Origin of the sequence: Shewanella sp. Isolate8, assembly GCF_022398495.1 — a bacterium.
Classification (GTDB): domain Bacteria; phylum Pseudomonadota; class Gammaproteobacteria; order Enterobacterales; family Shewanellaceae; genus Shewanella; species Shewanella aquimarina.
This window is the reverse complement of sequence record NZ_JAKEVI010000001.1, coordinates 358,433-382,466: the sequence shown is the minus strand read 5'-3', so window position 1 is coordinate 382,466 and position 24,034 is coordinate 358,433. Positions and strand designations below refer to the sequence as shown.

Sequence of the window (24,034 nt, the reverse complement as noted above, 5' to 3'; positions counted from 1 at the left end):
ATTAGTCTTCCACGATGGGACACTCGCTGGGGGCGATACGCTCGATAACGACCTCCTCCAGCGGGAAATCGCTGTACTCCCCTACCCGAGTGGTGGCCACTATGCCTATCTGATCCACCACCTCCATGCCGAAGAGCACCTTGCCGAACACGGCGTAGCCTGGGCTGCTGGCGCTGTAATCCAGCTGAGGGTTGTCTAGGATGTTGATGAAAAACTGCGAGGTGGCCGAATCACTCTGACGCCCACGCGCCATGGCCAGTGTTCCCCTGAGATTGCTAAAGCCTACGCTAGCCTCGTTAGATATGGGCGCACCTCCCGGCTTAGGTACCATGCCCGAGGTGAAACCGCCCCCCTGAATGATGAAATTATGAATCACCCTGTGGATCAGGGTGCCATCGTAAAATTTAGCATCGACATAGCCGATGAAGTTGGCGGCCGATTGCGGCGTATGGCGGCTATCTATACCTAGCCCAACCTCCCCCAGACTCGTGGTCATGGTGAAGCAGGCATCTATGCTCATATCGGGCACTGGGCCGGTCACCGGCGGATTGACTATCACCCCGTTACTGCCTGCCTCACTGCCGCAGCCACTCAAACCCAGGAGCAACAGAGCCCCCAGGACTAACTTGCCTCTTAATTGCTTTTTCATCACAGTCCCCAAAGCGTGTCACAAGAGGGATGTTACGAGTCCGTAAATTAGAAAACAACATAAGATACAAGTTGTTACTGATACATTATGCTACATCTAACGGCCAAATATCAGTTGCGAAGCCGCCCAATCAGCGACATCACAACAAGGGCCACCGCGCCCACCAATACACCAAACAGGGCGTTGAGCAGACTCGGGGTCATCCAGGCCAAGACAGGCCCGACTATAGTAAACCCTGCCACCCAATGGGCTGCCTGCTCAAACACCTCGGCAATCTGATGAATACCATGGGTGAGGATACCGCCCCCCACCATAAACATGGCGATGGTGCCCACCACGGTCAGGCCGCGCATCAGGTAGGGCGCGGCGTTCACCAGGGCGCCGCCTAACTTACGACCCAGACGTCGCAGCAGGCCATCCCCCTGACGCTGACTCAGGTAGAGCCCGGCATCATCCAGCTTCACGATACCCGCCACCAGGCCATAGACACCGACCGTCATCAACACGGCAATGATTGCCAGGGTCACCACCTGAGTCATGAAACTGCTCTCGGCCACCACGCCTAAGGTGATGGCGATGATCTCCGCCGACAGCACGAAGTCGGTGCGGATCGCCCCGGCCACCTTCTGCTTCTCGAAGGCCTTGAGATCCACAGCCGCCTTGGCCATCTCGCTCTCACTCATGGCAGGCTCGTGCTTATGGGTCATGGAGTGGTGGACCTTCTCGAAGCCCTCATAGCAGAGAAACAGGCCGCCGAACATCAGCAGAGGCGTCACCGCCCAGGGGATGAAGGCGCTAATCAAGAGCGCCGCCGGCACTAAGATCAGCTTGTTTCGCAGCGAGCCCTTGGCCACAGCCCACACCACGGGCAGCTCACGATCGGCGTTGACCCCTGATACCTGTTGGGCGTTTAACGCCAGGTCATCCCCCAGCACCCCGGCCGTCTTGCGCGCCGCGACCTTACTCATCAGGGCCACATCATCCAAAATGGCTGCAATATCATCCAACAAGCTCAATAGACTCGCGCCTGCCATGCTGTCTCCTTTTCTCTACTCAATATCCTTTACCCGCAACCCGAACTGGGCACGGGGCCTCTAACCAATTAATCGCTAGAGGGCTAATGTTGACAGCTAACGTACTCTGAACCCGGGTATTTTTCCAGTAAGACCCATGCAAATCCCCCACCACAGGCCTAAGTTGAGAGATTTCACACAAATTTCCCCTAGGGCCTGTTTATCTTTCGCGTTCATTTTTGCAGCATTCTGTATCGCTTTTATACAAGGTAGAGCGATTGTCATGTAGTGCACTACATCAATGAGCGATAACGCAGTAGAAAAATGATACAGACGCTGCCCGCAGGGTTCGTCTTGAGCAAGCTCAACGCTTTGTTACTCGGCTTTTATATAGAATAACTATACTTCAAGCCTCATGCCGCGATTTGAACGTGCTCAATTAGAACAAAAATTGTTCTCAAAAGGTCAACAGGCCCTAGATAAATTCTTCGCTAAAGTAACAAACTGCGTCATTTGACATACTCCCGAGGAGAACTAAAGGTATAATGACGACAAAATGCTTCGTTTATCCTTATAGGAACTCCTTATGACTCAAGATGAAATGAAAAAAGCCGCCGGATGGGCTGCGCTCGAGTATGTTGAGAAAGACAGTATTGTCGGCGTAGGTACCGGCTCGACCGTTAACCACTTTATCGATGCCCTGGCCACCATGAAGGCCGACATCGAAGGTGCAGTGTCTAGCTCTGAGGCCTCGACCGAGAAGATGAAGGCGCTGGGGATCCCGGTTTTTGATCTGAACTCTGTCGATCAGCTCTCTGTCTATGTCGATGGTGCCGATGAGATCAATGGCCACATGGACATGATCAAGGGTGGCGGCGCGGCATTGACCCGCGAGAAGATTGTCGCCGCCGTGGCCGACAAGTTCGTCTGTATCGTGGATAACACCAAGGAAGTCGAAGTATTGGGCGAGTTCCCGCTGCCAGTCGAAGTGATCCCTATGGCGCGCTCTTACGTAGCACGTGAGCTGGTGAAACTAGGTGGCGATCCTGTCTACCGCGAAGGCGTTGTCACAGATAACGGCAACGTGATCCTCGATGTCTACAACATGAAGATCGTTAATCCAAAAGAGCTGGAAGAGCAGATTAATCAGATCGTCGGCGTGGTCACCAACGGCCTGTTCGCCAACCGCGGCGCAGACGTGCTGCTGGTCGGCACCCCTGAAGGCGTCAAGACGGTTAAGCCATAGGCCAGACTAAGCCTTTTAAAACAGCCTTATAAAACAGTCTTAAAATAAGGCCTCATAAAAAAGCCACTCATAGAGTGGCTTTTTCTGTATCAGGGCCAGGTCCCCTTGTCGCTTCTTAGTAGGCGACGCTGATCCGCTGACGGCCATAGTCTTCTGAAGCGATGAGATCTAACATCGCCTTAGCGTAATCCGTTACCGAGATGCGGCTGCGTCCCGCGTCATCGGTGAAAAACTTGTCACCACCGATACGATAGGCCCCTTCGCTGGCGCCGGGGTAGATCTCGGCGGCCGGGCTGACAAAGGTCCAGTTAACGGCCGAGTCGCTCTCTCTAAACACCTTAAGCGCTTCGCCCTGCGCCAAAGCCTCATCCTTATACTCTGGCGGAAAGTCCGGCGATTGCACTAAGGTCACACCGGGAGCCACCTCAAGGCTACCTGCACCGCCGACCCACAACAGACGCTTCACCTGCGTCTTAGGCAGCACCTCGAGTAGCGCCTTGGCGCTCGATGGCACCAGCTGATGCTGACCCGAGGCGCGTCCGCCCACGGCGGCGATCACCAGATCGATCCCCTCAAACACCTGAGGGTCTATGGCCTGCTCAAGATCTAAGGGCCGCGCCGTAACCTGATCTGCTAACTCACCGGTTAATTTAGCTGGGTCTCTCACCAAGGCGGTGACCGGCAATTGGCGGCTCAAAGCCTCCTGCATCAAGGTGCTGCCTATCCAACCCGTGGCGCCAATGATCGCTATATTCATCTTCTGTTCCTCACAATCTGACTAAATTGGCATCAGTTTACTTAGCCCGCTTATCGTGATAAACAGCTTAGATAGAGCATCATTGTTTCAGTTTAGGTTACCAATTTCGGTTGCCAATCTTAGTTACAAAATAAGGTTACTAGAATGGATAAGATCAGCGCTATCCGCAGCTTCGTCGAGGTCGCCAGCTGCGGCAGCTTCACCCAGGCCGCCGAGCAACTGAACCTGAGCCGACTACAGGTCTCCCGCCATATTCAAGAGGTGGAACGCTGGCTGGGGCTGCGCCTGCTGCATCGCACCACACGTAGCGTCAGCCTGAGCGTGCAGGGCGAAGAGGCGTTTCTCTATTGTCAGAAGATCCTCGATGAGGTCGCCGCCCTGCAAAACCGCGCCCAGCGCCACCGACAAGAATTGGTCGGCAGCATACGCATCGCCAGCCCCATCGGCCTGGGTCAGGCGCTACTGTTCGATGCGGTAGACGACTTCACCCAGGCACACCCAGAGGTCAAGGTACAGCTGGTGCTGTCGGATGAGATGGTGCAGCTGGTCGACGAGCGGGTGGATATCGCCCTGCGTTATACCCAGCAGCCCGACGAGAGCCTGATCGCCCGCCGCCTGATGCAGATTGACTCGGTGCTGTGCGCCTCGCCGGACTATCTCGCCGGGCATGAGCCCATCACTGAGCTCGGCGATCTCGCCGTGCACAACTGCCTGATCCATGTCAGCCAAACCAGCTGGCGATTTGTAAAAGACAATCAAAACATTGAGCAACCGATTAGCGGCAACCTACAGGCTAACGACATGGGCGTGCTCCTCAAGGCCGCGCTGCGGGGTAAGGGCATCATCCATCTGCCCTGCGACCTCGCCAATACATACCTGAGCTCGGGGGAGCTGGTCGAGCTGCTGCCCGACTATCATCTGTCGAGCAAGCAGCTGTGGGCCGTCTATCTGTCGCGAAGCTATCAGCAACATCTCATTCGTCACTTCATCGACTTTCTCGCCGAGCGCTGGCAGCAAGACATAGTCAAACACCAGCCCGAATAGCGCTGTCGAAGCAGAGTGAGAAACAGCGAAACCAAGCAAGGCCTGTCTTTAACAACAGTAAGTGCAACAGAAAGTGCAACAGAAAGTGCAACAGTAAGCGCTGCTATATGAGAGTCTGTAAGGAAAGCTGTGCAGGTGTAGCGATAAACTTGCAGCCAGGCCGCCTCGCCAGTTTAGGTGATGACTTTACACGCCTGCCATTCAGGATATGATGCTGAGTCCGGGTAAATGGGTTACCCAATGGAATATGCGTCACAAGGAGCCTGGCATGTTGGAATCACTACTTTCGTTAATCGCAGCAACTGGATTACTCCTGGGCTCGCCAGGGCCCGCGCCACTGGCGCTTGCCGCCACAGGGGCCACCTTTGGCATCAGACGCGGCGCCCCCTTTCTTGCGGGCATACTCCTGGGACTCTCGGTCGCCATTGTTGGCGCCAGCATTGGACTCGCCGCCCTGTTTAGCCGCTTTCCCGAGCTAAGGCTCACCTGCCAACTACTGGGCGCCGCCTATATCGCCTTTATCGCCTATAAGATCGCCAGCGCCCCCTGCACCCAGTTGGATGCGGCCCAGCGTGCGCCGAGTTTTAGGGATGGCTTTGTCCTAAACCTGCTCAACCCCAAGGCCTATGCGGCCTTTCTGGCCATCTTCTCCCAGTTCTTGCTGCCACTCGAGAACACCAGCCTGGGCTATCTGGCCACAGGTATCTGCGCCCTGCTGGTCGCCACCCTGGTAGACAGCCTCTGGCTAGCCTTCGGAGGCCTGCTGCGACCGCTGTTTTCCCGCCCGCGCGCGGCAAGAGCGCTGCGAATTTTCTTCGCCATCGCCATGCTGATCGCCGTCGGCTACGCCCTGTGGGCATAAAAGCCAGCAGCAGACCGCCAGTAATAGGCCCTACACTTTAACCATATCAACAGGAGCAGCTCATGAACAAAGCCGGGCGAGATTGCATCACCACATTTACCATGATCCCCAATGTGGGCAAGGCCACCGCTGAGGACTTTCAAAAGCTTGGGCTAACGCAGCCGAGCGATCTTATTGGGCAAGATCCTTACCAGATGCACGCCAGGCTCGAAGCCATCACGGGCGAACGTCACGACCCCTGCGTCATCGATGTCTTTATCGCCGCGGTGCGTTTCATGGAAGGGGAAGAGGCGCAGCCCTGGTGGCACTACACGCCCGAGCGTAAGGTGCATCTGGCCAAGCAAAATCAGGGTTAAGCTCATTTTCCTCCTGGCCTTTTATGGCATCGAGAGATTAAAGATGCCACTATTGATCCAAGCTCATCTCAATCCGAATAAGCCATGCTCACCACCTTAGCCATCAGTAACTACCGTTCATTACGCGACATACGTCTGCCTCTTGGCCAGCTCAATCTGGTGACAGGCGCCAACGGCAGTGGTAAATCCAATCTCTATAAGGCGCTACGCCTGCTGGCACAAACGGCACAAGGCGGCGTAGTCAACGCCCTGGCTCAGGAGGGCGGATTAGACTCCTGCTTCTGGGCGGGACCGGAAAACCTTACTAAAGGAATGTTAAGCGGCGAGACAGAAATCACGCCTACAGTTCGCCAACAGACTAAGCGGTTAAAACTGGGCTTTGCCGGCGACGAGTTTAGCTACCTGATTGAGCTTGGCCTGCCTAAGCCCGACAGCACCACCCTCTTTGGGCTAGATCCTCAGATAAAACGTGAGGCGATCTGGGTCGGCAACAAGTATCGACCCGCCACCGTACTGGTGGAGCGACGTGGCCCCATGGTGAAGGGGCGCGCCCAGCAAGGGGGGCAAGATGGCTGGCAGAGCCTGAATCAGCATATGCAGCACGGCGACAGCATCTTCACCGAGCTGTCGGATCCCACTCGCACGCCCGAGGTGTTAAGACTCAGAGACAGCATCCGCGCCTGGCGCTTCTACGATCATTTTCGCAGCGACAGCGAGGCGCCCGCGCGCCAGCCACAGCTGGGCACCCGCACCCCAGTGTTGCACCATGACGGTCGGGATCTGGCCTCGGCGATTCAGACCATCTTCGAGATAGGCGATAAGGAAAGCTTCGACGAGGCGGTGAGTGATGCCTTTCCCGGCGCCCATGTCACCATAGACTACCAGGCAGGTGGCCTGTTAAGCGTCAACTTTCATCAGCAGGGACTGCTCAGACCCCTCAATGCCAAAGAACTCTCCGATGGCACCTTAAGGTATCTGCTGTTGATCGCGGCCTTGCTGACACCCAGGCCGCCGGAGCTGATGGTATTGAACGAGCCGGAAACCAGCCTGCATCCGGATCTGCTACCGGCACTGGCCAGGCTTATCGCCAAGGCATCTGAGGTGTGTCAGCTATGGGTGGTCTCCCACGCCAATCGGCTGATAAATGCCCTCAACGAATTTGAGCAGTGCCAGCTCATCGAACTAGATAAACAATTGGGGCAGACCAAGGTCTTGGGGCAAGATCTGCTCTCGACGCCAAGCTGGCACTGGCAACAAAAAGCCCAGGCCTAGGCCTGGGCTTGTAAGGGTCGATAAGGCGACTAAATCGAGGAGTCATCGCCTAGAGTGAGAAGTTAGCGATCGTCTTCTGGATACCCACCACGTCTGTGCCCTTCTTCAGCTCCTTCACCAGGGGATCTTTCTGGCCCGAGATCCACAGCTTTAACTCGGCGTCCATGTCGAAGGTCCCGGCGGTTTCCACCTCGAAATGGGTGATCGCCTTATAGGGCACAGAGTGATAACTCACCTTCTTGCCGGTCACGCCCTGCTTGTCGATGAGGATAAGGCGCTTGTTAGTAAACACAAACATATCACGCACCACTCGGTAAGCCAGGGCTAACTGCTCGTTGTCGCCCATGATAGGCCCCAGATCCTGGGCTAATTCATCCAGGTTCACTTCGGCAGCATTGCCCATCAGCGCATCTAACAGTCCCATATTTGATCTCCTTGAAAGTGAACTTAATTTGTTCCCTAGCCTATACCTGACGGTTAGCGCCGACAACCATCATTTCACATTTAGGGCAGTCGAACACCAACTTGAGCACATCTTTACCTATCTCTATCTGCAGTGGCTCGGCCTTGATACCGGGCACCTCTTTCGGGCAGAGGTTGAAATTAAAGCGCAGGCAGTGCTTGGTCACCATCAGCGGTGCATCCTCTGTGATGCCGTTCTTCTCATAGGTATCTTCTATCTCGATCACCCCATGACGTGTGTAGAAGTCTTTCGCCTTCTCGTTGGCCACGTTGCCCATGAAGCTCAGATGCTTAAAGGGATAGGTGGCGTCTTGATTGTATTTCCACGCCTGCGGGCGCACATAACCCTCGACGCGCGCCTGCTCCAGAGCCGCGACCGTGTCACGGCGCAGGCCGTTAAGCTGGGAAGCCGGCATAAACCAGGCGCTGGCGGTCTCAACATGGATCTCGCGGGCCTCGAAGTCTGTGCTGCCCAGCTTTCTTAGCTGCTTGTTCAGGTTCTGCATCGCCTTCTCGACGTCTGTGGCCGGGGTCTTCTCCATCGCCAGCTCACAGGTGGCGCTCAGGCCATATTGGTCGGTCATGGTCAGGGCGACCCCCTCCGGGGTATCGCTCAGCGTCATGTCCACCTTGATGATCCGCTTAGACGACTCCTTGGCCAGCACTGTCTCGAACGCCTGATCATGGTTACGGTATAGGGTAGCGCCCACCTTAAGATCGCCCGGCACGGCGATCACATACAGCTTGTTGCCGTCGGCGCGGTTGACCCTGAGCCCCTGTAGCTTATCGTCAGACTGCTTGGCCTTCTCATAGTTAGGCGGGAAGTAACACAGGCCGTCACCATTGTTGAAACTGTGGCTCGATTCTACCTGAATAAAGTCTTTGCCCAGGGCCGCCACCTTGCCCACCTCTTCGCCGATGTATTTTGGCGAACGGAAGTCGCTGACCCCCTGGCTACGCTCGTTAACGAAGTAGTCGGTGCGGCCACGATTAAAGGTCTTCTCTGTGTTAGGCGTAAAGGTGTGCTCGCAGCGGCCATGGCTCGAGGCGACAAACTCGGGGCGGCGCGCGATGATCTTATCTAGCTCCTGACGATAGTGAGCGGTCACGTTCTTTACATAGCTGAGATCTTTAAGACGCCCCTCAATCTTGAATGAGCGAATGCCCGCGTCGATCAGCGCCTCTAAGTTATCCGTCTGGTTGTTGTCTTTGAGAGACAAGAGGTGTTCATTCTGCGCCAGCACCTCGCCCTGACGAGTCTTGAGATCCCCCGGCAAACGGCACATCTGCGAACACTCGCCGCGGTTGGCACTGCGATTGCTAAAGGCGTGACTCAGGTTACACAGGCCACTGTAGGCGACACACAGGGCGCCGTGGATGAAGAACTCCAGCTGCATATTAGTCTTAGCTGCCACGTCGCGGATCTGACTCAGGCCAAGCTCTCGGGCAAGCACCACCTGTGAGAAGCCTACCTGCTCTAAGAAGGCGACCTTCTCTGGGTTACGGTTATCCATCTGGGTACTGGCGTGCAGGGCGATAGGCGGAATATCCAGCTGCAGCACGCCCATGTCCTGCACGATCAGCGCGTCGGCCCCGGCCTCATATACCTGCCAGATCAGCTTCTGCGCCGCGTCCAGCTCATCGTCCATCAAGATGGTGTTGATGGCGACAAACACCTGGGCGTGATAGCGGTGGGCAAACTCACACAGACGCGCGATATCCTCGACGCTGTTGCCGGCAGTCGCCCTGGCACCGAAGGCTGGGCCACCGATATAGACGGCGTCGGCACCATGCTTGATGGCCTCGATACCATAGTCGGCATTCTTGGCGGGGGCCAGGAGCTCGAGGCGGTTTGAGCGGGTGGTTACCGGCGCACTGGCGGCGCTATCGGGGATAAAAATCTCAGGCTTGTCCATGAGGAGTCTCGAATCAGATCACAGATAGATAAAAATTAGGGGCGCGATTATAACAGACCTGGCTCACAAAACACTTCGATATCGCGCGTTTTTTCACCAAGCCAGCCATTCATCAGGCTCAGATACCACTCGAGCCTCGGCTTTAACTAATGCCGGTCGCCATATACTCAATAATGCACCGCCAGCCATATAGTCTCTTCCTGCTCGCTGGTCCAACTGACCCTGTGGCGACAGTGGGCAGGAATATTAAGGTGATCGCCCACCTTAAGGTGCACCACCTCGGCGCCCTCGAACACTAAGGTCGCCTCCCCCTTAAGCACCATGACCCACTCGTTTCTGTCCTGATCGTACCATTGCCCCTCTGGCGTGCGGTGGGCCTTAGAGACGATTCGCTCGATCAACACGCCGCCAGTTTCCACCAAGGGTTCGAACGCCTCTAGGGTTAGATCCTCCGGCAAAGACGTAAAGAAGTTGTGCTTTTCCATCGCCATCTCCCTCAGGTTCACTTGCTCTCGAGTAGGGTCTTGAGGTTACTCAGCCCCTGGCTGAGATCCCGCTCGACCATGGCATCCACCTGCATCAGCGGCAGCAATATATTCATTGGATAGGCCATGTGGCCGCTAAAGCCCCAATGCACCTCGGTCTGATTCGGCCCCAGGGCGTCGGTAGTGATATAGGCGGGCGAGACCGCCTCGAAGGGTGTCTTAAATCTCAGCTCATATTCGATACGCTTGCCGGGAAAGATCGCCATGATCTCCTGCTCGCCCGAACCCACATCGGGATTATCGCTGCGCCAGCCGGAGACGAACCCCACAGTACCATCCTCGCCGCGATAGTATTGCTCCATGGCCGGATCCATCTTGGCCCACACGCTGAACTGATCCTGATTTTTGAGCCTTCTCAGGAAGTCGAACACCTGCTCATTGGGTATATCTATGACGACCTGGGTATCCACACGATAATCTTCTTCGATAAAGAGGGCGGCAATAAAGGGCGACGAGGCTAGCAGCAACACGAGTATCAAGAGTTTCTTTAGCATGACGAGTTCCTTAGGACTGGCACAAGCTGCCCCAAAGATCTGCTCAGGGCTTGCGCTACTTGTCATAACATAGTCAAGATTGCGGCGACAGGAAAGCCATCGCACGATTAAAATGAAACAAGAGTGGATAATTAACAAGGCGTTGCGACGCCAGCTCTCCCCACATAAACAAAAAAGCGCATCACAGATGGTGACGCGCTTTACACCGACGTACAACACTCGACGATAAACAGCAGAGTGAGACTAACTTAAGTAAGGCTGGCCTGAGTGAACAGAGCTTAGCGATTGACCTTCAGTGCGGCCAGTCTTGCCTGCAGCTGCTGGTTTTCCACCTCGATATGACGATAGAACGCCTTGTCGGCCAACTTAGATGCCGCCGCCTCATCGATCACCAACACGGCGTCGCGATGCAGCTGTAGCGCAGATGCGGGACAGGACGCACTTAGGGCGCCCTCTACCGCGGCGCGAATCGCCTCGGCCTTGCTCTCGCCGGTTGCCAGCAGCAGTACCTTTCTAGCATCTAGGATAGTGCCTATCCCCATGGTGATCGACAGGTGGGGTTGATATTCCCCCTCGCCGAAGAAGCGGGCGTTATCTTCAATGGTCGCCTTGGTCAACGTCTTCACCCGGGTGCGTGACATCAAACCCGATGAGGGCTCGTTGAAGCCGATATGCCCGTTGCGCCCTATGCCGAGCAGCTGAATGTCGATACCGCCAGCGGCCTGGATCTGCGCCTCATAGGCTTCACAGGCGGCGATGGGATCCTCGGCATCTCCAGGCGGCACATGGGTGTTGGCCTTATCGATATCTATGGCATCAAACAGCTGGCTATTCATGAAGTAGCGATAACTCTGGGGATGACTGCCCTCCAGCCCCAGATATTCGTCCAGGTTAAAGCTGGTCACGCCCTCGAAGGAGACCGTGCCCGCCTGATTGGCCGCAACCAGACGCTGATAGAGGGATACAGGGGTCGATCCCGTCGCCAGTCCCAGGACCGAGTCCGGCTTACGCTTAAGCTGATTGATGATGAGATTGGCGCCATATTCGGCCACCTCGTCGCTGTCTCTTAGAATAACAATTTGCATGATTTGATTCGTCTCGGCCCTGGTAATTAACACGCTCTCTCGACGCCTGTCAGCATCACAGCTGAGCGGCGACAAGAGAAATTAACATTACTATAACCACAAATGACAGCGTTGTCATTATTAATCTGATGGTAAAATCAACACGCCATTCGTGGTAAGCTAGCTCAGCCCTTTATCACAGAGAAACCTATGTCAGTACCCCTCAATCAGACGCTCAATCAGACATCCAATCAGACGCACATGCAGGCAGCACCTGGGTCATCAGAACATACAAGCACAGAGGCGCAAGATAACACTCAGCCCCAGCACTTCATGATCTACAAGCCCTATGGCTACCTGAGCCAGTTTGTCGCCGAGCGGCGCAAACGTAAGCCCCTGCTGGGCGAGCTAGCCGACTTTCCAAGCGGTATCATGGCGATCGGTCGGCTGGATCATGATTCAGAGGGGCTACTGCTGCTGACCACAAACGGCAAGACCAGCCATGCGGTGCGCAGCAAGTCGATTGAGAAGGAATACTATCTGCAGCTCGATGGCGAGATCACCGATCAGGCTATCGCCAGTCTCTGCGAGGGAGTTGAGATAGGAATCAAGGGTGAAAAATACCTTACCCTGCCCTGCCGGGCACAGAGGCTGGCGCTGGCACCTAACTTGCTAGGCAGAGGGCGCAAGATCAGGGATGCTCGTCACGGCCCCACCAGCTGGCTGGCGATCACCATCACAGAGGGCAAGAATCGTCAGCTACGCAAGATGACCGCCGCCGTAGGCTTTGCCACCCTCAGGTTAGTCAGGGTGCGCATCGGCGATATTCACTTGGGAACCTTACAGCCGGGCGAGGTTCGCCCGCTTAGGACGCTCGGCTAGCATTAAGCGCTAACTCAAACGCTAGCTTAATAGCTAGCTCAAGCGCCGAAACGAGCACTCAATCTGCGTCTAGCCAAGAAACTCATCCAGCTCATCGACCACCCTGGGCTTACTGTAGAGATAGCCCTGGGCCTGGTCACATCCCGCCGCTTCCAGGAAGGCCGCCTGCTCAGGCGTCTCGACCCCTTCGGCTATGATGCAGAGGTTCAGCGCATGACCGAGAGCGATCACTGCCTTAGCAATCGCCGTGTTGTTGCCGTCTCTTGGGATATCGCGAATGAAAGACTGATCTATCTTCAACTTATGTATGGGCAGGCGTTTCAGATAGTTTAGCGACGAATAGCCGGTACCGAAGTCATCCACCGACAGCTCGACGCCGAGCTCGCCCAGCTGTTTTAGCACCTCGATCACCGCCAGTGGGTCGGACATCATGCAGCTCTCGGTCACCTCGAGCTCCAGATACTCGGGCGGCAAGCCCGTCTCGTCGAGCACCTGTTTGACCTGAGTGAAAAACTGCTTCTGTTGCAACTGAGGCCCAGCCACATTCACAGATATCCGCCCGAAGGTTTTCCCTTCGGCCAGCCAAAATGCACCCTGAGCGGCTGCCTGCTTCAGCACCCAGAGGCCTATCTCGTTGATCAGGCCAATATTTTCCGCCACAGGGATGAACACCGCAGGCGAGATCAGCCCAAGTTGCGGGTCTTCCCAACGCAGCAACGCCTCGAAGCCGACACATTGGCCAGTGCCCAATGCCAGCTTGGGCTGATACACCAGATAGAAGGCATCCTTGCTGATGGCATCGTGCAGGGCGCTCTGCAACTTGAGGTGCTCTACCGACGCCAGAGTCAGGGACTGGGTATAGAAGGCATAGTTGTTGCGGCCATTGGCCTTAGCCCTGTGCATGGCGGTATCGGCGTTACGCAGCAGGGTGTCGCCACTATCACCGTCGCCGGGATAGATGGCCACGCCCATGCTGGCGGTCAGGCGCACACTGCCTTTATCATCCAGCAGGAAAGGCGCATCGAAGGCCTCGCGCAGCCGACTCACCATGAGGGAGACACTATCGTCACTCTCCACATGGGGCAGTACGGCAATAAACTCGTCGCTACCTAGCCTGGCCAAGGTGGCTTCCTCGCCCAGCTTCTGCTCCAGGCGCCTGGACACCTCCATTAGGATGGCATCGCCGGTCACATGACCATAGCTATCGTTAATATGTTTAAACAGATCCACGTCGATGAAGATCAGCGCCAGTTGCGTCTCTTCACGGGCCGCGTGGCGCAGTTCCTGTTCCAGGTTGGCCGACAGCATCAGGCGGTTGGGCAGCTTGGTCAGTGGGTCGTGATACACCAGCCTTGCCATCTCCTTCTCGCTCTGCTTCTGCGCCGAGATATCGGCGAACACGGCGACAAAATAGCGCACCTGGTGGTCGTCGCCATACATGGAGCTGATGGTCAGCTGCTCGGGATAGATGGCGCCACTCTTGCGCCGGTTCCAGATCTCGCCATGCCACTTGCCATTGGTCAGCAAGGATTGCCACAGGCGTTCGAAAAAGGCCTTGTCGTGGCGGCCGGAATTCAAGATGCGTGGGTTCTCGCCCAAAACCTCTTCACGGCTGTAGCCGGTGATCTCGGTAAAGGCACCATGAACCTCGACGATATTGCCGCTGGCATCTGTGATCACCACGCCTTCCACCGAGTTCTCGAAGATATTCGCGGCCAGTTCCAGCTGTTCCTGGGCCGCCTTATGGGAGGTGATGTTACGGGAGATGCCGATCACCCCCTCGAGGGTGCCATCGGATGAGACGACGGGGACCTTAGTGGTCTCAAGCCAGGAGTTGGACTGGTCTATATCTTTAGCCTCGCACTCGGCAGCCGTCACCTGCACGCCGCGCACGATAGACTCATAATCTCCCTGCACAAACTCTTCGGCCACCTCGGGGGAGAAGATCTCATCATCGGTGCGATTAAGCAGCTCCTGCCGACTTCTTCCCCAGGCCACCTCGACACTGTGATTGATCAGCACATAGCGCCCCGCTACATCCTTCATCCATACATGCTCAGGCAGGCTATCGATAAAGAGCTGCAGGTCCACATTAGATGTCTCTGACGGGGCAAGTTGCAGCAACTGCTGGCGATGGTCCTGGTATAGGTTAACCAGCCCATATTGCATTGACTGGCAGGTCAGTTTGACTAAGACGTCTAGCTGCTTGTCATGATGAGGCTGTTCGTTGGGCACCAGACACAGGGTGCCGAAGAGGGCCTGAGACGGCCAGAAGAGCGGATGCAGTATGATACCGCCGACATCGACAGGTTCACGGGGATGATGGGGATGTTCGATATAGTCGCGAAACAGGGTGAGTCCCTGAGCGCAAAGCTGATTCACACTCTGGCGATGTGTCTCGGTGTCGTCGCACAGGCTGAGCATAGGTGTCAGGCCATCGGTCGCGGTTAAGGCCAGCAAAAAAAGACTGCCGTCAAATGCCAGGGCTAGGGTCTCTAGCGCTTCCTGCCATTCTTGCAATGCATCATCTGGAATCTTGATATCTATCACTATCCTTCTCCGAGAGTGACCGTGAACAAGGGCCTGTTTATCTTTCGCGTTCATTTTTGCAGTATTCTGTATCGCTTTTATACAAGGCAGAGCGATTGTAATGTGGTGTGCTACATCAATGAGCGATAACGCAGTAGAAAAATGATACAGACGCTGCCCGCAGGGTTCGTCTTGAGCACGTTCAACTCTTTGTTACTCGGCTTTTATATAGAACAACTATACTTCAAGCCTCATGCCGCGATTTGAACGTGCTCAATTAGAACAAAAATTGTTCTCAAAAGGTCAACAGGCCCTAGCACTCTCCCATCTTCCCTTCGCTATTTGCAAGCATATCGTCTATTCATGCTAATAGACACCCACAAACGCTAGAAAATTAACCCTAAATTAACAAAAGTATACGAACCGCGACAAAAAATGGCTCGTGGAGAAACTTAAGCCATCTTACACTAAAAATAGGATAGATTATCAGTGATTTAATCTAAAACTTCTGTTCGGATGGTTATTTAGCCTCCAATCGATAGCGATAAAAAAACCAGCCCTGAGGCTGGTTTTTAGTGTGGCGTAATGGCTTATCCCTGAGGACGCATTGCCGGGAAGAGGATCACGTCACGAATGGTGTGAGTGTTGGTAAACAACATCACTAGACGATCGATACCTATACCCTGGCCCGCAGTCGGCGGCAGACCGTGCTCCAGCGCCGTGATGTAGTCGGCGTCGTAGAACATGGCTTCGTCATCACCCGCGTCTTTAGCATCTACCTGCGCCTTGAAGCGCTTATCCTGATCTTCCGCGTCGTTCAGCTCGCTGAAGCCGTTGGCCACTTCACGGCCACCGATGAAGAACTCGAAACGGTCGGTGATGAAGTGGTTCTCATCGTTACGGCGGGCCAGCGGCGAGATATCTGCCGGGTAGCCAGTGATGAAGGTAGGCTGCATCAGCTTAGGCTCGGCGGTTTCACCGAAGATCTCTTCCAGCAGCTGACCACAGGTCCAGAACTTCTCGATAGTCATGCCCAGGCTCTTGGCCAGGTTACGCATAAACTCGACGTCTTTAACCTCTTCATAGGTCATAGACTGAATCGTCTCGTTGTCTGGGTTGTACTTCTTGATCGCATCCAGCATGCTCAGACGCTCATATGGACCGCCGAAGTCGATAGTGTGATCGCCATATGGCAGCTTGGTATCACCCAGCAGATCTTTGGCGATTGACGAGAGCATCTCTTCGGTCAGATCCATCAGATCTTTGTAGTCGGCATAGGCCATATAGAATTCCATCATGGTGAATTCTGGGTTATGGCGTGGCGACAGGCCTTCGTTACGGAAGTTACGGTTGATCTCGAACACGCGCTCGAAACCACCTACCACCAGACGCTTGAGGTATAGCTCAGGCGCGATACGCAGGTACATCTCGATATCCAGCGCATTGTGATGAGTAATGAAAGGACGCGCAGAGGCACCACCCGGGATGCTGTGCATCATAGGGGTTTCCACTTCCATAAACTCTTTGCTTACCATGAAGTTACGAATAGCGGTTACCACTTTAGAGCGCATGATGAAGGCCGCACGTGACTCTTCGTTCACGATCAGGTCTACATAACGCTGACGGTAGCGGGTCTCCTGGTCGGTCAGGCCGTGGAACTTCTCAGGCAGCGGACGCAGCGCCTTGGTCAGTAGCTGGTACTCTTCCATGTTGACATAGAGGTCGCCCTTGCCAGACAGGTGCAGCTGGCCGGTAACACCGATAATGTCACCGATATCCAGACCTTGATACTTGGCCTTAAGATCTTTCTGAACGTCTTTACCGGCATAGGCCTGGATACGACCGCTCACATCCTGGATCACCAGGAAGGGGCCACGCTTGGCCATGATACGACCGGCGATAGAACGCTGGACATTCATCTCTTCCAGCTCTTCCTTGCTGTATTGACCATACTCGGCCTGGATGTCGGCAGCCTTATGTTTTCGATCGAAGTTGTTCGGGTGACCGTTAGCAGGGCAAGAAGCGCGAACGTGATCTAACTTGGCACGGCGCTCTGCAATTAACTTGTTTTCGTCTTGAGTTTGTTCAGTCATCTTCTTCTCTCGTTAAAGGCCAGATTTCAGGCTAGCTTCAATAAACTTGTCCAGATCGCCGTCGAGGACGCTCTGGGTATTACGGTTTTCCACGCCGGTACGCAGATCTTTGATACGGGCATCGTCCAGCACGTAAGAGCGGATCTGGCTGCCCCAACCGATATCAGACTTGGCGTCTTCGGCGGCTTGCTTCTCGGCGTTTTGCTTATGCATTTCCAGTTCGAACAGCTTAGCTTTCAGCTGTTTCATCGCCGTGTCTTTGTTCTTGTGCTGTGAACGATCGTTCTGGCACTGCACCACGGTATTGGTCGGCAAGTGGGTAATACGCACCGCAGACTCGGTACGGTTAACGTGCTGACCACCAGCGCCCGAGGCGCGGTAGACGTCGATGCGCAGATCCGCCGGATTGATATCGATCTCGATAGAGTCGTCGATCTCCGGATAGACAAACACAGAACAGAACGAGGTGTGACGCTTACCCGAGGAGTCGAACGGCGACTTACGCACCAGACGGTGTACCCCGGTTTCGGTGCGTAGCGACCCGAAGGCGTACTCGCCGGTAAACTTGATGGTGGCGCCCTTGATACCGGCGACATCGCCGTCGGTGACTTCGATAAGCTCTGGCTTATAGCCCTTGGCTTCGCCCCAGCGCAGATACATACGTAGCACCATGTTGGCCCAATCCTGAGCCTCGGTACCACCAGAACCCGATTGAATATCAAGGTAGCAATCAGAGGCGTCGTTCGGACCCGAGAACATGCGGCGGACCTCCAGCTCTTCCAGGCGCTTCTCTAGACCAGCCAGCTCGCTGTTGGCGTCGTTGAAGGTGTCTTCATCTTCCTCTTCGACCGCCAGCTCCAGCAGGCCTTCCACATCCTCTAGGCCACTGTCCATATCGTCTATGGTCTTGACCACGGCCTCGAGAGAGGCGCGCTCTTTACCCAGGGCCTGAGCATTATCGGGATTGTTCCAAACGTCGGCGCTCTCTAGCTCTCGACTGACTTCTTCTAGACGCTCACTCTTGGCATCGTAGTCAAAGATACCCCCGAAGAAGTTGGGTGCGCTCGGCCAGCTCCTTGATTTTAAATTTAACCGGATTTACTTCAAACATGACTCTTTCTACTTAAAATTCGATTGGCAGGAATGCAAACGCGGTATTTTAACGCAATCGCCCCAATTCGCATAGGGGCACACTCAGTCTTATTGAGCGAATTTCATCGCAAAAAACAGCATTATTGCTCCCAATGACTCGACGGGAGAATCCCCGCCCCTTTTCGACAGGCTGGCTATAATGTTCAATATGAAACAGACGAACCAATGCTGCTATCACGAAGACGAAGGTTTCTCCTGCACCGAGCCAGCCGAAGCCTCAGGGCTCTGTTATTGGCATGATCCTAAAATCATTAAAGATAAGCCGGAAGATGTCGCCCGTCTGGAGGCCTTCGCCCGCAACGGCGGCATGCTGCGGGGCATCTCCCTCAAGCGTGCCAACCTGCCCGGCATCGATCTGGTGAGGCACCATCAGAAGACAGGCTTCGACATGAGCCACGCCGAGCTGTACCGCGCCAATTTGCAGGGGGCGCACATGTTTAACCTCAACCTGCAACACGCCAGCCTGATGAAGGCAGATCTACGTGAGGCCAACGTCCACTGCGCCAACCTAGTGGGTACAAATCTCTTGGGGATCAAGTGGAACGGCGCCAAGATAGAGAACATCAACACAGGCAAGGTGCTCAAACAGGAGCGACTGGCCAACGAGGCGGAAAGGGTCGGCGAAACCGAGATCGCCCTGGATTACTTCGAGCAGGCCGAAGAGATCTACCGAGATCTGCGTAAGGCCGCCGAGCGGGAGGGGCTGTTTGCCATGGGCGGCGATTACCTGCGTAAAGAGCTCACCATGCGCCGCCATCAGATGCCCAAATACAGCTACTCGCGCATCCTCTCCAAGATGATCGACATCTTCTGCGGCTATGGTGAGGCCCCCACCCGGGTGATCGGCTTCTCCATGGGGCTCATCTTCGTCTGCGCCCTGCTCTACCTGTTTACTGGCCTCAACTATGACGGCAATATTCATGTCTTCAACTGGCACAACGATCTCACCACCAACCTGGCGCTCTTCTTCAATTGCATCTACTACTCGGTCGTCACCTTCACCACGCTAGGCTATGGCGACTTCACCCCCATAGGCTATTCCCGCGCCATCGCCGCGGTTGAGGCCTTCACCGGCAGCTTTACCATCGCCCTGTTCGTGGTGGTATTCGTCAAGAAGATGACCCGCTAAACCCAAAGTGTGATCCGCCTCAAATCAAGCCCTTCAAAGCATGGCGTAAGCCAACAAACCCAGCGCAATTTGTGAGCACCCCTGCAAATGCTGCACAAAAAATCACTACTAAGACCTGTGGTGAAAAAGGCTCTGGGTATACTCCAGAAAACCTTGTTTCGCTAATTTACCGATACGCCTTGTTACCCATAGGCAATCCATAAAAACCATCAACGAGAGCAAGGTTGTCGAGCTCAAGATTACCAAACTAAAGACTGTCGAGCTCAGGCTTAGATTCTAATAAAAGGTCCCTACCATGATAGAACTCACCTTCGACGGCCAGGTCGTCAAAGCCAACCGGGGCGACGATCTGCTCAGCACGGCCAAGGCCGCAGGCATAGCGATCCCAAATTTATGTCATCTGGGCAAACAACTGGATGACAAACTCGCCGGCAAACAAGATTGCAACCTCTGTTATGTCGAGGTGCGAGACAGCCGAGGCGAAACCCGCACCGTCAAGGCCTGTAAGACACAGGTCGAGTCACCGCTCGAGGTGATCCCCCATTCTGCCGCCCTAAGCAAACGCCGCCAGGCCGCCCTGAAACACCTTTTGAGCGATCACTTCGCCGACTGCGAGGCGCCCTGCCAACAGGCCTGCCCCGCTGGGGTAGACGTGCAGTCTTATCTGTTACATATCGCCCAGGGCAACCACAGAGAGGCGGTCAAGGTGATCAAACAGACACTGCCTCTGCCGCTCTCCATCGGCCGCGTCTGCCCGGCCTTCTGCGAATCGGCCTGCCGCCGTGGCAAGCTGGACGAGCCCCTGGCGATTCGTCAGCTCAAGCGTCATGCCGCCGATTTTGATCTCGACAGTGAAGACACCTATGTGCCGCCCAAGGCGCCCGCTACCGGCAAACGCGTCGCCATCATAGGCAGCGGCCCGGCGGGGATCAGCGCGGGTTACTACCTCTCTAACGCAGGTCACGAGGTGACCATTTTCGAGTCCATGCCCAAGGCGGGCGGCTGGCTAAGATACGGTATTCCCGAGTACCGCCTGCCCAAGGCGATCCTGGACAGGGAGATAGATCTTCTGTGCCAAAATGGCCTGATAATCCAGACAGATACCCGCCTCGGCCGCGACATTCACCTTAAGGAACTCGTCGATCAGTACGACGCCGTGTGTCTCGCCATCGGCGCCCAGAAAGCCGTGCCCATGAACTACCCAGGGGTGGACCTCGAGGGTTGTTATCTCGGGGTCGATTACCTTAAGGATCACTGCACCGACAACCGCTACCATACGGGCAAGAAGGTAGCGGTGATCGGCGGAGGTAATACCGCCATCGACTGTGCTCGCACCGCCCTGCGTAAAGGCGCAGAGGTGACCCTGGTCTACCGCCGCACCCGCGACGAGATGCCGGCGGAAACCTATGAGATAGAAGAGGCCGAACACGAAGGCGTGCGCTTCCATTTCCTCACCAACCCTGTCGAAAACCATGGCGACGCCAATGGCCGTATCGAAGCTGTCACCTTCGAGAAGATGCGCCTTGGTGAGCCCGATGCCTCGGGCAGACGCTCTCCCCAGGCCACGGGCGAGACCTTTACCGAGGCCTTCGATACCGTGATCCCGGCCGTCTCCCAGACCCCGGACATGGAGTTTTTGATCCATCCCGAGAGCCAGCTCTCGAGCGGCGAGGTGGCGCTGACACGCTGGAATACCTTCTCCGGTTGTGAGCACACCATGTCATCCGGGGTAGAGAAGCTGTTTGTGCTTGGCGACTCGCGCACAGGCCCGGCCACGGCGGTGGCCGCGGTGGCCGACGGTCGTAAGGCCGCCGATGCCATCGAGAAGCTGCTCAGCGGCGAGCTGAGCTGCGAGCTGACGCCAGCCCCCTTTAACTCGCAAAAACAGACCGACAAGAAGCCAGATACCCGCCACTTCCCCGCACGCCTGTTGCAAGCCAAGGCCAAGATGCCCGAGCTGGCCATCGACAAGCGCCTGAGCAATTTCGACGAGATTGAACTTGGCTTCAACGATGAGGCGGCGATGCTGGAGGCCGCTCGCTGTCTCGAGTGTGGCTGCCAGGCCAACACAGAGTGCGCCTTGCGCGACTATGCCACAGAATACCGCATCGACGGCGCGGCGCTGGACAAGCAAGGCCACCGCGCCTTCACTCAGGATGACAGTACGCCCTTTATCAACTTCGATCCCAACCGCTGCATCAGTTGCGGTGCCTGCGTCAGCGCCTGCCATCAACAATCGGGCCACAAGGCGATCAGCTTCGAGCCCGACAGCTACCTGGCCCTGCCTCAGGAGAACGCCCAACAAGCTATCCGACAGGCCCCTCGCGCCGGTTTTCGCGCCACCATGGCCGACAGCCAGTGTGTGCAGTGCGGTAACTGTGTGCAGGTCTGCCCGACTGGGGCGCTGACCGACGCCAGAGACAAGCGTCAGGGGGTTAAGGCGCAGCCGAAACAGACCTCCACCGTCTGTACCTACTGCGGTGTGGGTTGCCGGATAGTGATCCACAGCGACCCCGTGAGCAACGAGATAAAGCGCGTCACCGGCGACAGTCGCTCATTGGTCAACGAAGGCATGCTCTGCGTCAAGGGGCGCTTCGGCTTCGACTTCATCAACAGCCAGCAACGCCTGACCCAGCCACTGCTGCGCAAGGCAGGTGAACTGGTGCCCGTAAGCTGGTCCGAGGCGATCGACTACATAGGCAGTGAACTTAGCCGCATCAAGGCAGAACATGGCGGCAACGCCATCGCGGGCCTGGCATCGGCCAAGGCGACCAACGAAGACAACTATCTGTTCCAGAAGCTGTTTAGAAGCGTCATCGGCACCAACAACATAGATCACTGCGCCCGCCTGTGCCATGCCTCTACGGTGACGGCCCTGCAGGAAAGCCTGGGCAGCGGTGCCATGACCAATGATATTCCGTCAATCAAATCCTCGGACCTTATCTTCATCCTAGGCTCGGATACCGAGTCGGCTCACCCCATCATCGCCTCCAAGATCAAACAGGCGGTGAAGCAACACGGTGCCCGCCTGGTGGTGGCCGACCCCAAACGGGTGAGCATCGCCGACAGCGCCGAGCTCTACCTGCGTCACCGCCCCGGCAGCGACGTCATGCTACTCAACGCCATCATGCAGGAGATCATCAAGCAGGGCTGGCACGACAGCGACTACATCAGTCGCCGTGTCGAAGGATTCGACGCACTGCGCGCCGAGGTGATGAAGGACGACTACAGCCTGAGTAACGCTGCCAAGATCACAGGCGTCGACGCAGAGGAGATAGCCCAGCTGGCCCGCATGATAGGCACGGCAGAGAAGACCGCCATCTACTACGCCATGGGGATCACCCAGCACACCTCGGGACATGACAATGTCACCGCCATCGCCAACCTGCAACTGCTGTGCGGCAACATAGGCATCGAGGGCGCGGGGATCAACCCGCTGCGGGGCCAGAGCAATGTCCAGGGCGCCTGCGACATGGGCGCCCTACCCAACTACTTCACCGGCTACCAGAAGGTCACCGACCCCGAGGTGCAAGCCGCTTTCAGACAAGCCTGGCAGCAGGAGTGGCTACCGGATCAGATAGGCCTGGCGGCCACCGAAATGATGCACGCCCTGGCCCACGGCAGACTCAAGGCCCTCTATGTGATGGGGGAAAACCCTGTGCTGAGCGATCCCGATCAGGCCCATGTGATGCAGGGGCTTGAGTCGGCCGAGCTGCTCATAGTGCAGGATATCTTCATGACGGAGACGGCCCAGCTGGCCGACGTGGTATTGCCAGCCGCCAGCTTCGCCGAGAAGCCGGGCCACTTCACCAATACCGAGCGCCGGGTGCAGCGTCTGCAGGCGGCCATCGAGAGCCCTGGGCTGGCGCGCCGCGACTGGCAGATCATCTCAGATATCGCCAAGGCGCTCGGCGCCGATTGGCGCTATGAGGATGAAGAGGCTATCTGGCGGGAGCTGACCTGCGTCACGCCCCAGTACCGCGGCATCCAATGGCATGACACAGACCCCTGCACGCCACAAGGCCTGCTGGGTAAGCATTGGCCCTGCCCAGAGCCTGGCCATGAGGGTACCCGCCTGATGCATAAAGAGCTCTTTACCCGCGGGCTTGGCAAGATGACGCCCGTCGGCTACCGCCTGCCGGCCGAGCTGCCCTGTGAGGATTATCCCTTCACCCTCTCCACCGGGCGCCTGCTGGAGCAGTTCCACACCGGCACCCTGACCCGCAAGACGGACGGCCTCAATACCCTGGGCTCGCCCAGGGTGATGATGTCGGCCATCGACGCCGACCGCCTGGGGGTGAACAACGGCGACGTGCTGACCCTGTCCACGAGGCGTGGCAGCATCAACATCGCCGCCTTCGTCACACGCCGCGCCCAGCCTGGGGTGCTCTTCCTGCCCTTCCATTTCGCCGAGGCGGCGGCCAACAAGCTGACCAACAATGTGCTGGATCCCGTGGCCAAGATCCCCGAGTTTAAGATCTGCGCCGTCAGGGTCGAGAAGGCCAGCGAGGCCATCTGCTGGCCCTGATGCCCGGCGAATAGCCTAGACTGATAGTCCTGGCAGATAAG

19 protein-coding genes are annotated in these 24,034 nt (G+C 56.2%); 8 read left to right on the top strand and 11 right to left on the bottom strand.

Translation table 11 applies throughout. The features are described from left to right. Position 1 precedes the first annotated feature (1 nt). Complete coding sequence (locus tag L1D43_RS01590) at positions 2 to 649, bottom strand: peptidylprolyl isomerase (protein ID WP_239849691.1); 648 nt, start codon at positions 647 to 649, stop codon at positions 2 to 4. A gap of 110 nt (positions 650 to 759) precedes the next feature. Then, positions 760 to 1,683: a DUF808 domain-containing protein gene (locus L1D43_RS01585; protein ID WP_239849690.1), complete on the bottom strand. Its 924-nt coding sequence runs from the start codon at positions 1,681 to 1,683 to the stop codon at positions 760 to 762. Between the two features lie 565 nt (positions 1,684 to 2,248). On the opposite strand from L1D43_RS01585, the gene rpiA reads away from it, so the two are divergent. Beyond that, a complete protein-coding gene (rpiA, locus tag L1D43_RS01580; RefSeq protein ID WP_041510159.1) occupies positions 2,249 to 2,908 on the top strand; it encodes a ribose-5-phosphate isomerase RpiA in 660 nt (219 codons plus the stop codon). A gap of 115 nt (positions 2,909 to 3,023) precedes the next feature. On the opposite strand, the gene L1D43_RS01575 is transcribed toward rpiA, so the two are convergent. After that, positions 3,024 to 3,665 carry an NAD(P)-dependent oxidoreductase gene (locus L1D43_RS01575; protein ID WP_239849689.1) on the bottom strand — a complete coding sequence of 214 codons (642 nt, stop codon included), beginning with the start codon at positions 3,663 to 3,665 and terminating at the stop codon, positions 3,024 to 3,026. Positions 3,666 to 3,809: 144 nt separating this feature from the next. Here L1D43_RS01575 and L1D43_RS01570 point away from each other — a divergent pair, with 144 nt between their 5' ends. From L1D43_RS01570 to L1D43_RS01555, 4 genes are all read left to right on the top strand, one after another. After that, complete coding sequence (locus L1D43_RS01570; RefSeq protein ID WP_239849688.1) at positions 3,810 to 4,709, top strand: LysR family transcriptional regulator; 900 nt, start codon at positions 3,810 to 3,812, stop codon at positions 4,707 to 4,709. 268 nt (positions 4,710 to 4,977) lie between these two features. Further along, positions 4,978 to 5,571, top strand: coding sequence for a LysE family translocator (locus L1D43_RS01565; protein ID WP_239849687.1), 594 nt, complete (start codon positions 4,978 to 4,980; stop codon positions 5,569 to 5,571). 62 nt (positions 5,572 to 5,633) lie between these two features. Beyond that, a complete protein-coding gene (locus tag L1D43_RS01560; protein ID WP_239849686.1) occupies positions 5,634 to 5,927 on the top strand; it encodes a helix-hairpin-helix domain-containing protein in 294 nt (97 codons plus the stop codon). Positions 5,928 to 6,011: 84 nt separating this feature from the next. Then, positions 6,012 to 7,199 (top strand): AAA family ATPase, encoded by a 1,188-nt coding sequence (locus tag L1D43_RS01555; protein WP_239849685.1) that lies wholly within the window; start codon positions 6,012 to 6,014, stop codon positions 7,197 to 7,199. 49 nt (positions 7,200 to 7,248) lie between these two features. Here the strand turns inward: L1D43_RS01555 and L1D43_RS01550 are convergent, their stop codons facing one another. The 5 genes from L1D43_RS01550 to nagB form a co-directional block, all read right to left on the bottom strand. Continuing rightward, complete coding sequence (locus L1D43_RS01550) at positions 7,249 to 7,623, bottom strand: PH domain-containing protein (RefSeq protein WP_239849684.1); 375 nt, start codon at positions 7,621 to 7,623, stop codon at positions 7,249 to 7,251. 40 nt (positions 7,624 to 7,663) lie between these two features. Further along, entirely contained in the window at positions 7,664 to 9,577 is a 1,914-nt protein-coding gene (locus tag L1D43_RS01545; protein ID WP_239849683.1) for a U32 family peptidase, read from the bottom strand. A gap of 167 nt (positions 9,578 to 9,744) precedes the next feature. Next, positions 9,745 to 10,062, bottom strand: coding sequence for a cupin domain-containing protein (locus L1D43_RS01540; RefSeq protein WP_239849682.1), 318 nt, complete (start codon positions 10,060 to 10,062; stop codon positions 9,745 to 9,747). A gap of 17 nt (positions 10,063 to 10,079) precedes the next feature. Beyond that, on the bottom strand, positions 10,080 to 10,616 hold the full coding sequence (locus tag L1D43_RS01535) for an SRPBCC family protein (protein ID WP_239849681.1): 537 nt from the start codon (positions 10,614 to 10,616) through the stop codon (positions 10,080 to 10,082). Positions 10,617 to 10,894: 278 nt separating this feature from the next. After that, a complete protein-coding gene (gene nagB, locus L1D43_RS01530) occupies positions 10,895 to 11,701 on the bottom strand; it encodes a glucosamine-6-phosphate deaminase (RefSeq protein ID WP_239849680.1) in 807 nt (268 codons plus the stop codon). A gap of 312 nt (positions 11,702 to 12,013) precedes the next feature. Here nagB and L1D43_RS01525 point away from each other — a divergent pair, with 312 nt between their 5' ends. Next, positions 12,014 to 12,562, top strand: coding sequence for a pseudouridine synthase (locus L1D43_RS01525; protein WP_239851011.1), 549 nt, complete (start codon positions 12,014 to 12,016; stop codon positions 12,560 to 12,562). A gap of 69 nt (positions 12,563 to 12,631) precedes the next feature. On the opposite strand, the gene L1D43_RS01520 is transcribed toward L1D43_RS01525, so the two are convergent. The 3 genes from L1D43_RS01520 to prfB form a co-directional block, all read right to left on the bottom strand. Next, positions 12,632 to 15,112 (bottom strand): bifunctional diguanylate cyclase/phosphodiesterase, encoded by a 2,481-nt coding sequence (locus tag L1D43_RS01520; RefSeq protein ID WP_239849679.1) that lies wholly within the window; start codon positions 15,110 to 15,112, stop codon positions 12,632 to 12,634. Positions 15,113 to 15,681: 569 nt separating this feature from the next. Continuing rightward, a complete protein-coding gene (gene lysS, locus L1D43_RS01515; protein WP_144203950.1) occupies positions 15,682 to 17,184 on the bottom strand; it encodes a lysine--tRNA ligase in 1,503 nt (500 codons plus the stop codon). A gap of 12 nt (positions 17,185 to 17,196) precedes the next feature. Continuing rightward, a protein-coding gene (gene prfB, locus L1D43_RS01510; protein WP_239849678.1) for a peptide chain release factor 2 occupies positions 17,197 to 18,295 on the bottom strand; the annotation gives its coding sequence in 2 pieces (ribosomal slippage) (positions 17,197 to 18,219 and positions 18,221 to 18,295; 1,098 coding nt in all). 189 nt (positions 18,296 to 18,484) lie between these two features. Between prfB and L1D43_RS01505 the strand changes: the two genes are divergently transcribed. After that, the gene (locus L1D43_RS01505) at positions 18,485 to 19,465 is read left to right on the top strand and encodes a pentapeptide repeat-containing protein (RefSeq protein WP_239849677.1); all 981 of its coding nucleotides are present in this window, start codon (positions 18,485 to 18,487) and stop codon (positions 19,463 to 19,465) included. 295 nt (positions 19,466 to 19,760) lie between these two features. After that, a complete protein-coding gene (fdhF, locus tag L1D43_RS01500; protein ID WP_239849676.1) occupies positions 19,761 to 23,993 on the top strand; it encodes a formate dehydrogenase subunit alpha in 4,233 nt (1,410 codons plus the stop codon). Positions 23,994 to 24,034 lie beyond the last annotated feature (41 nt).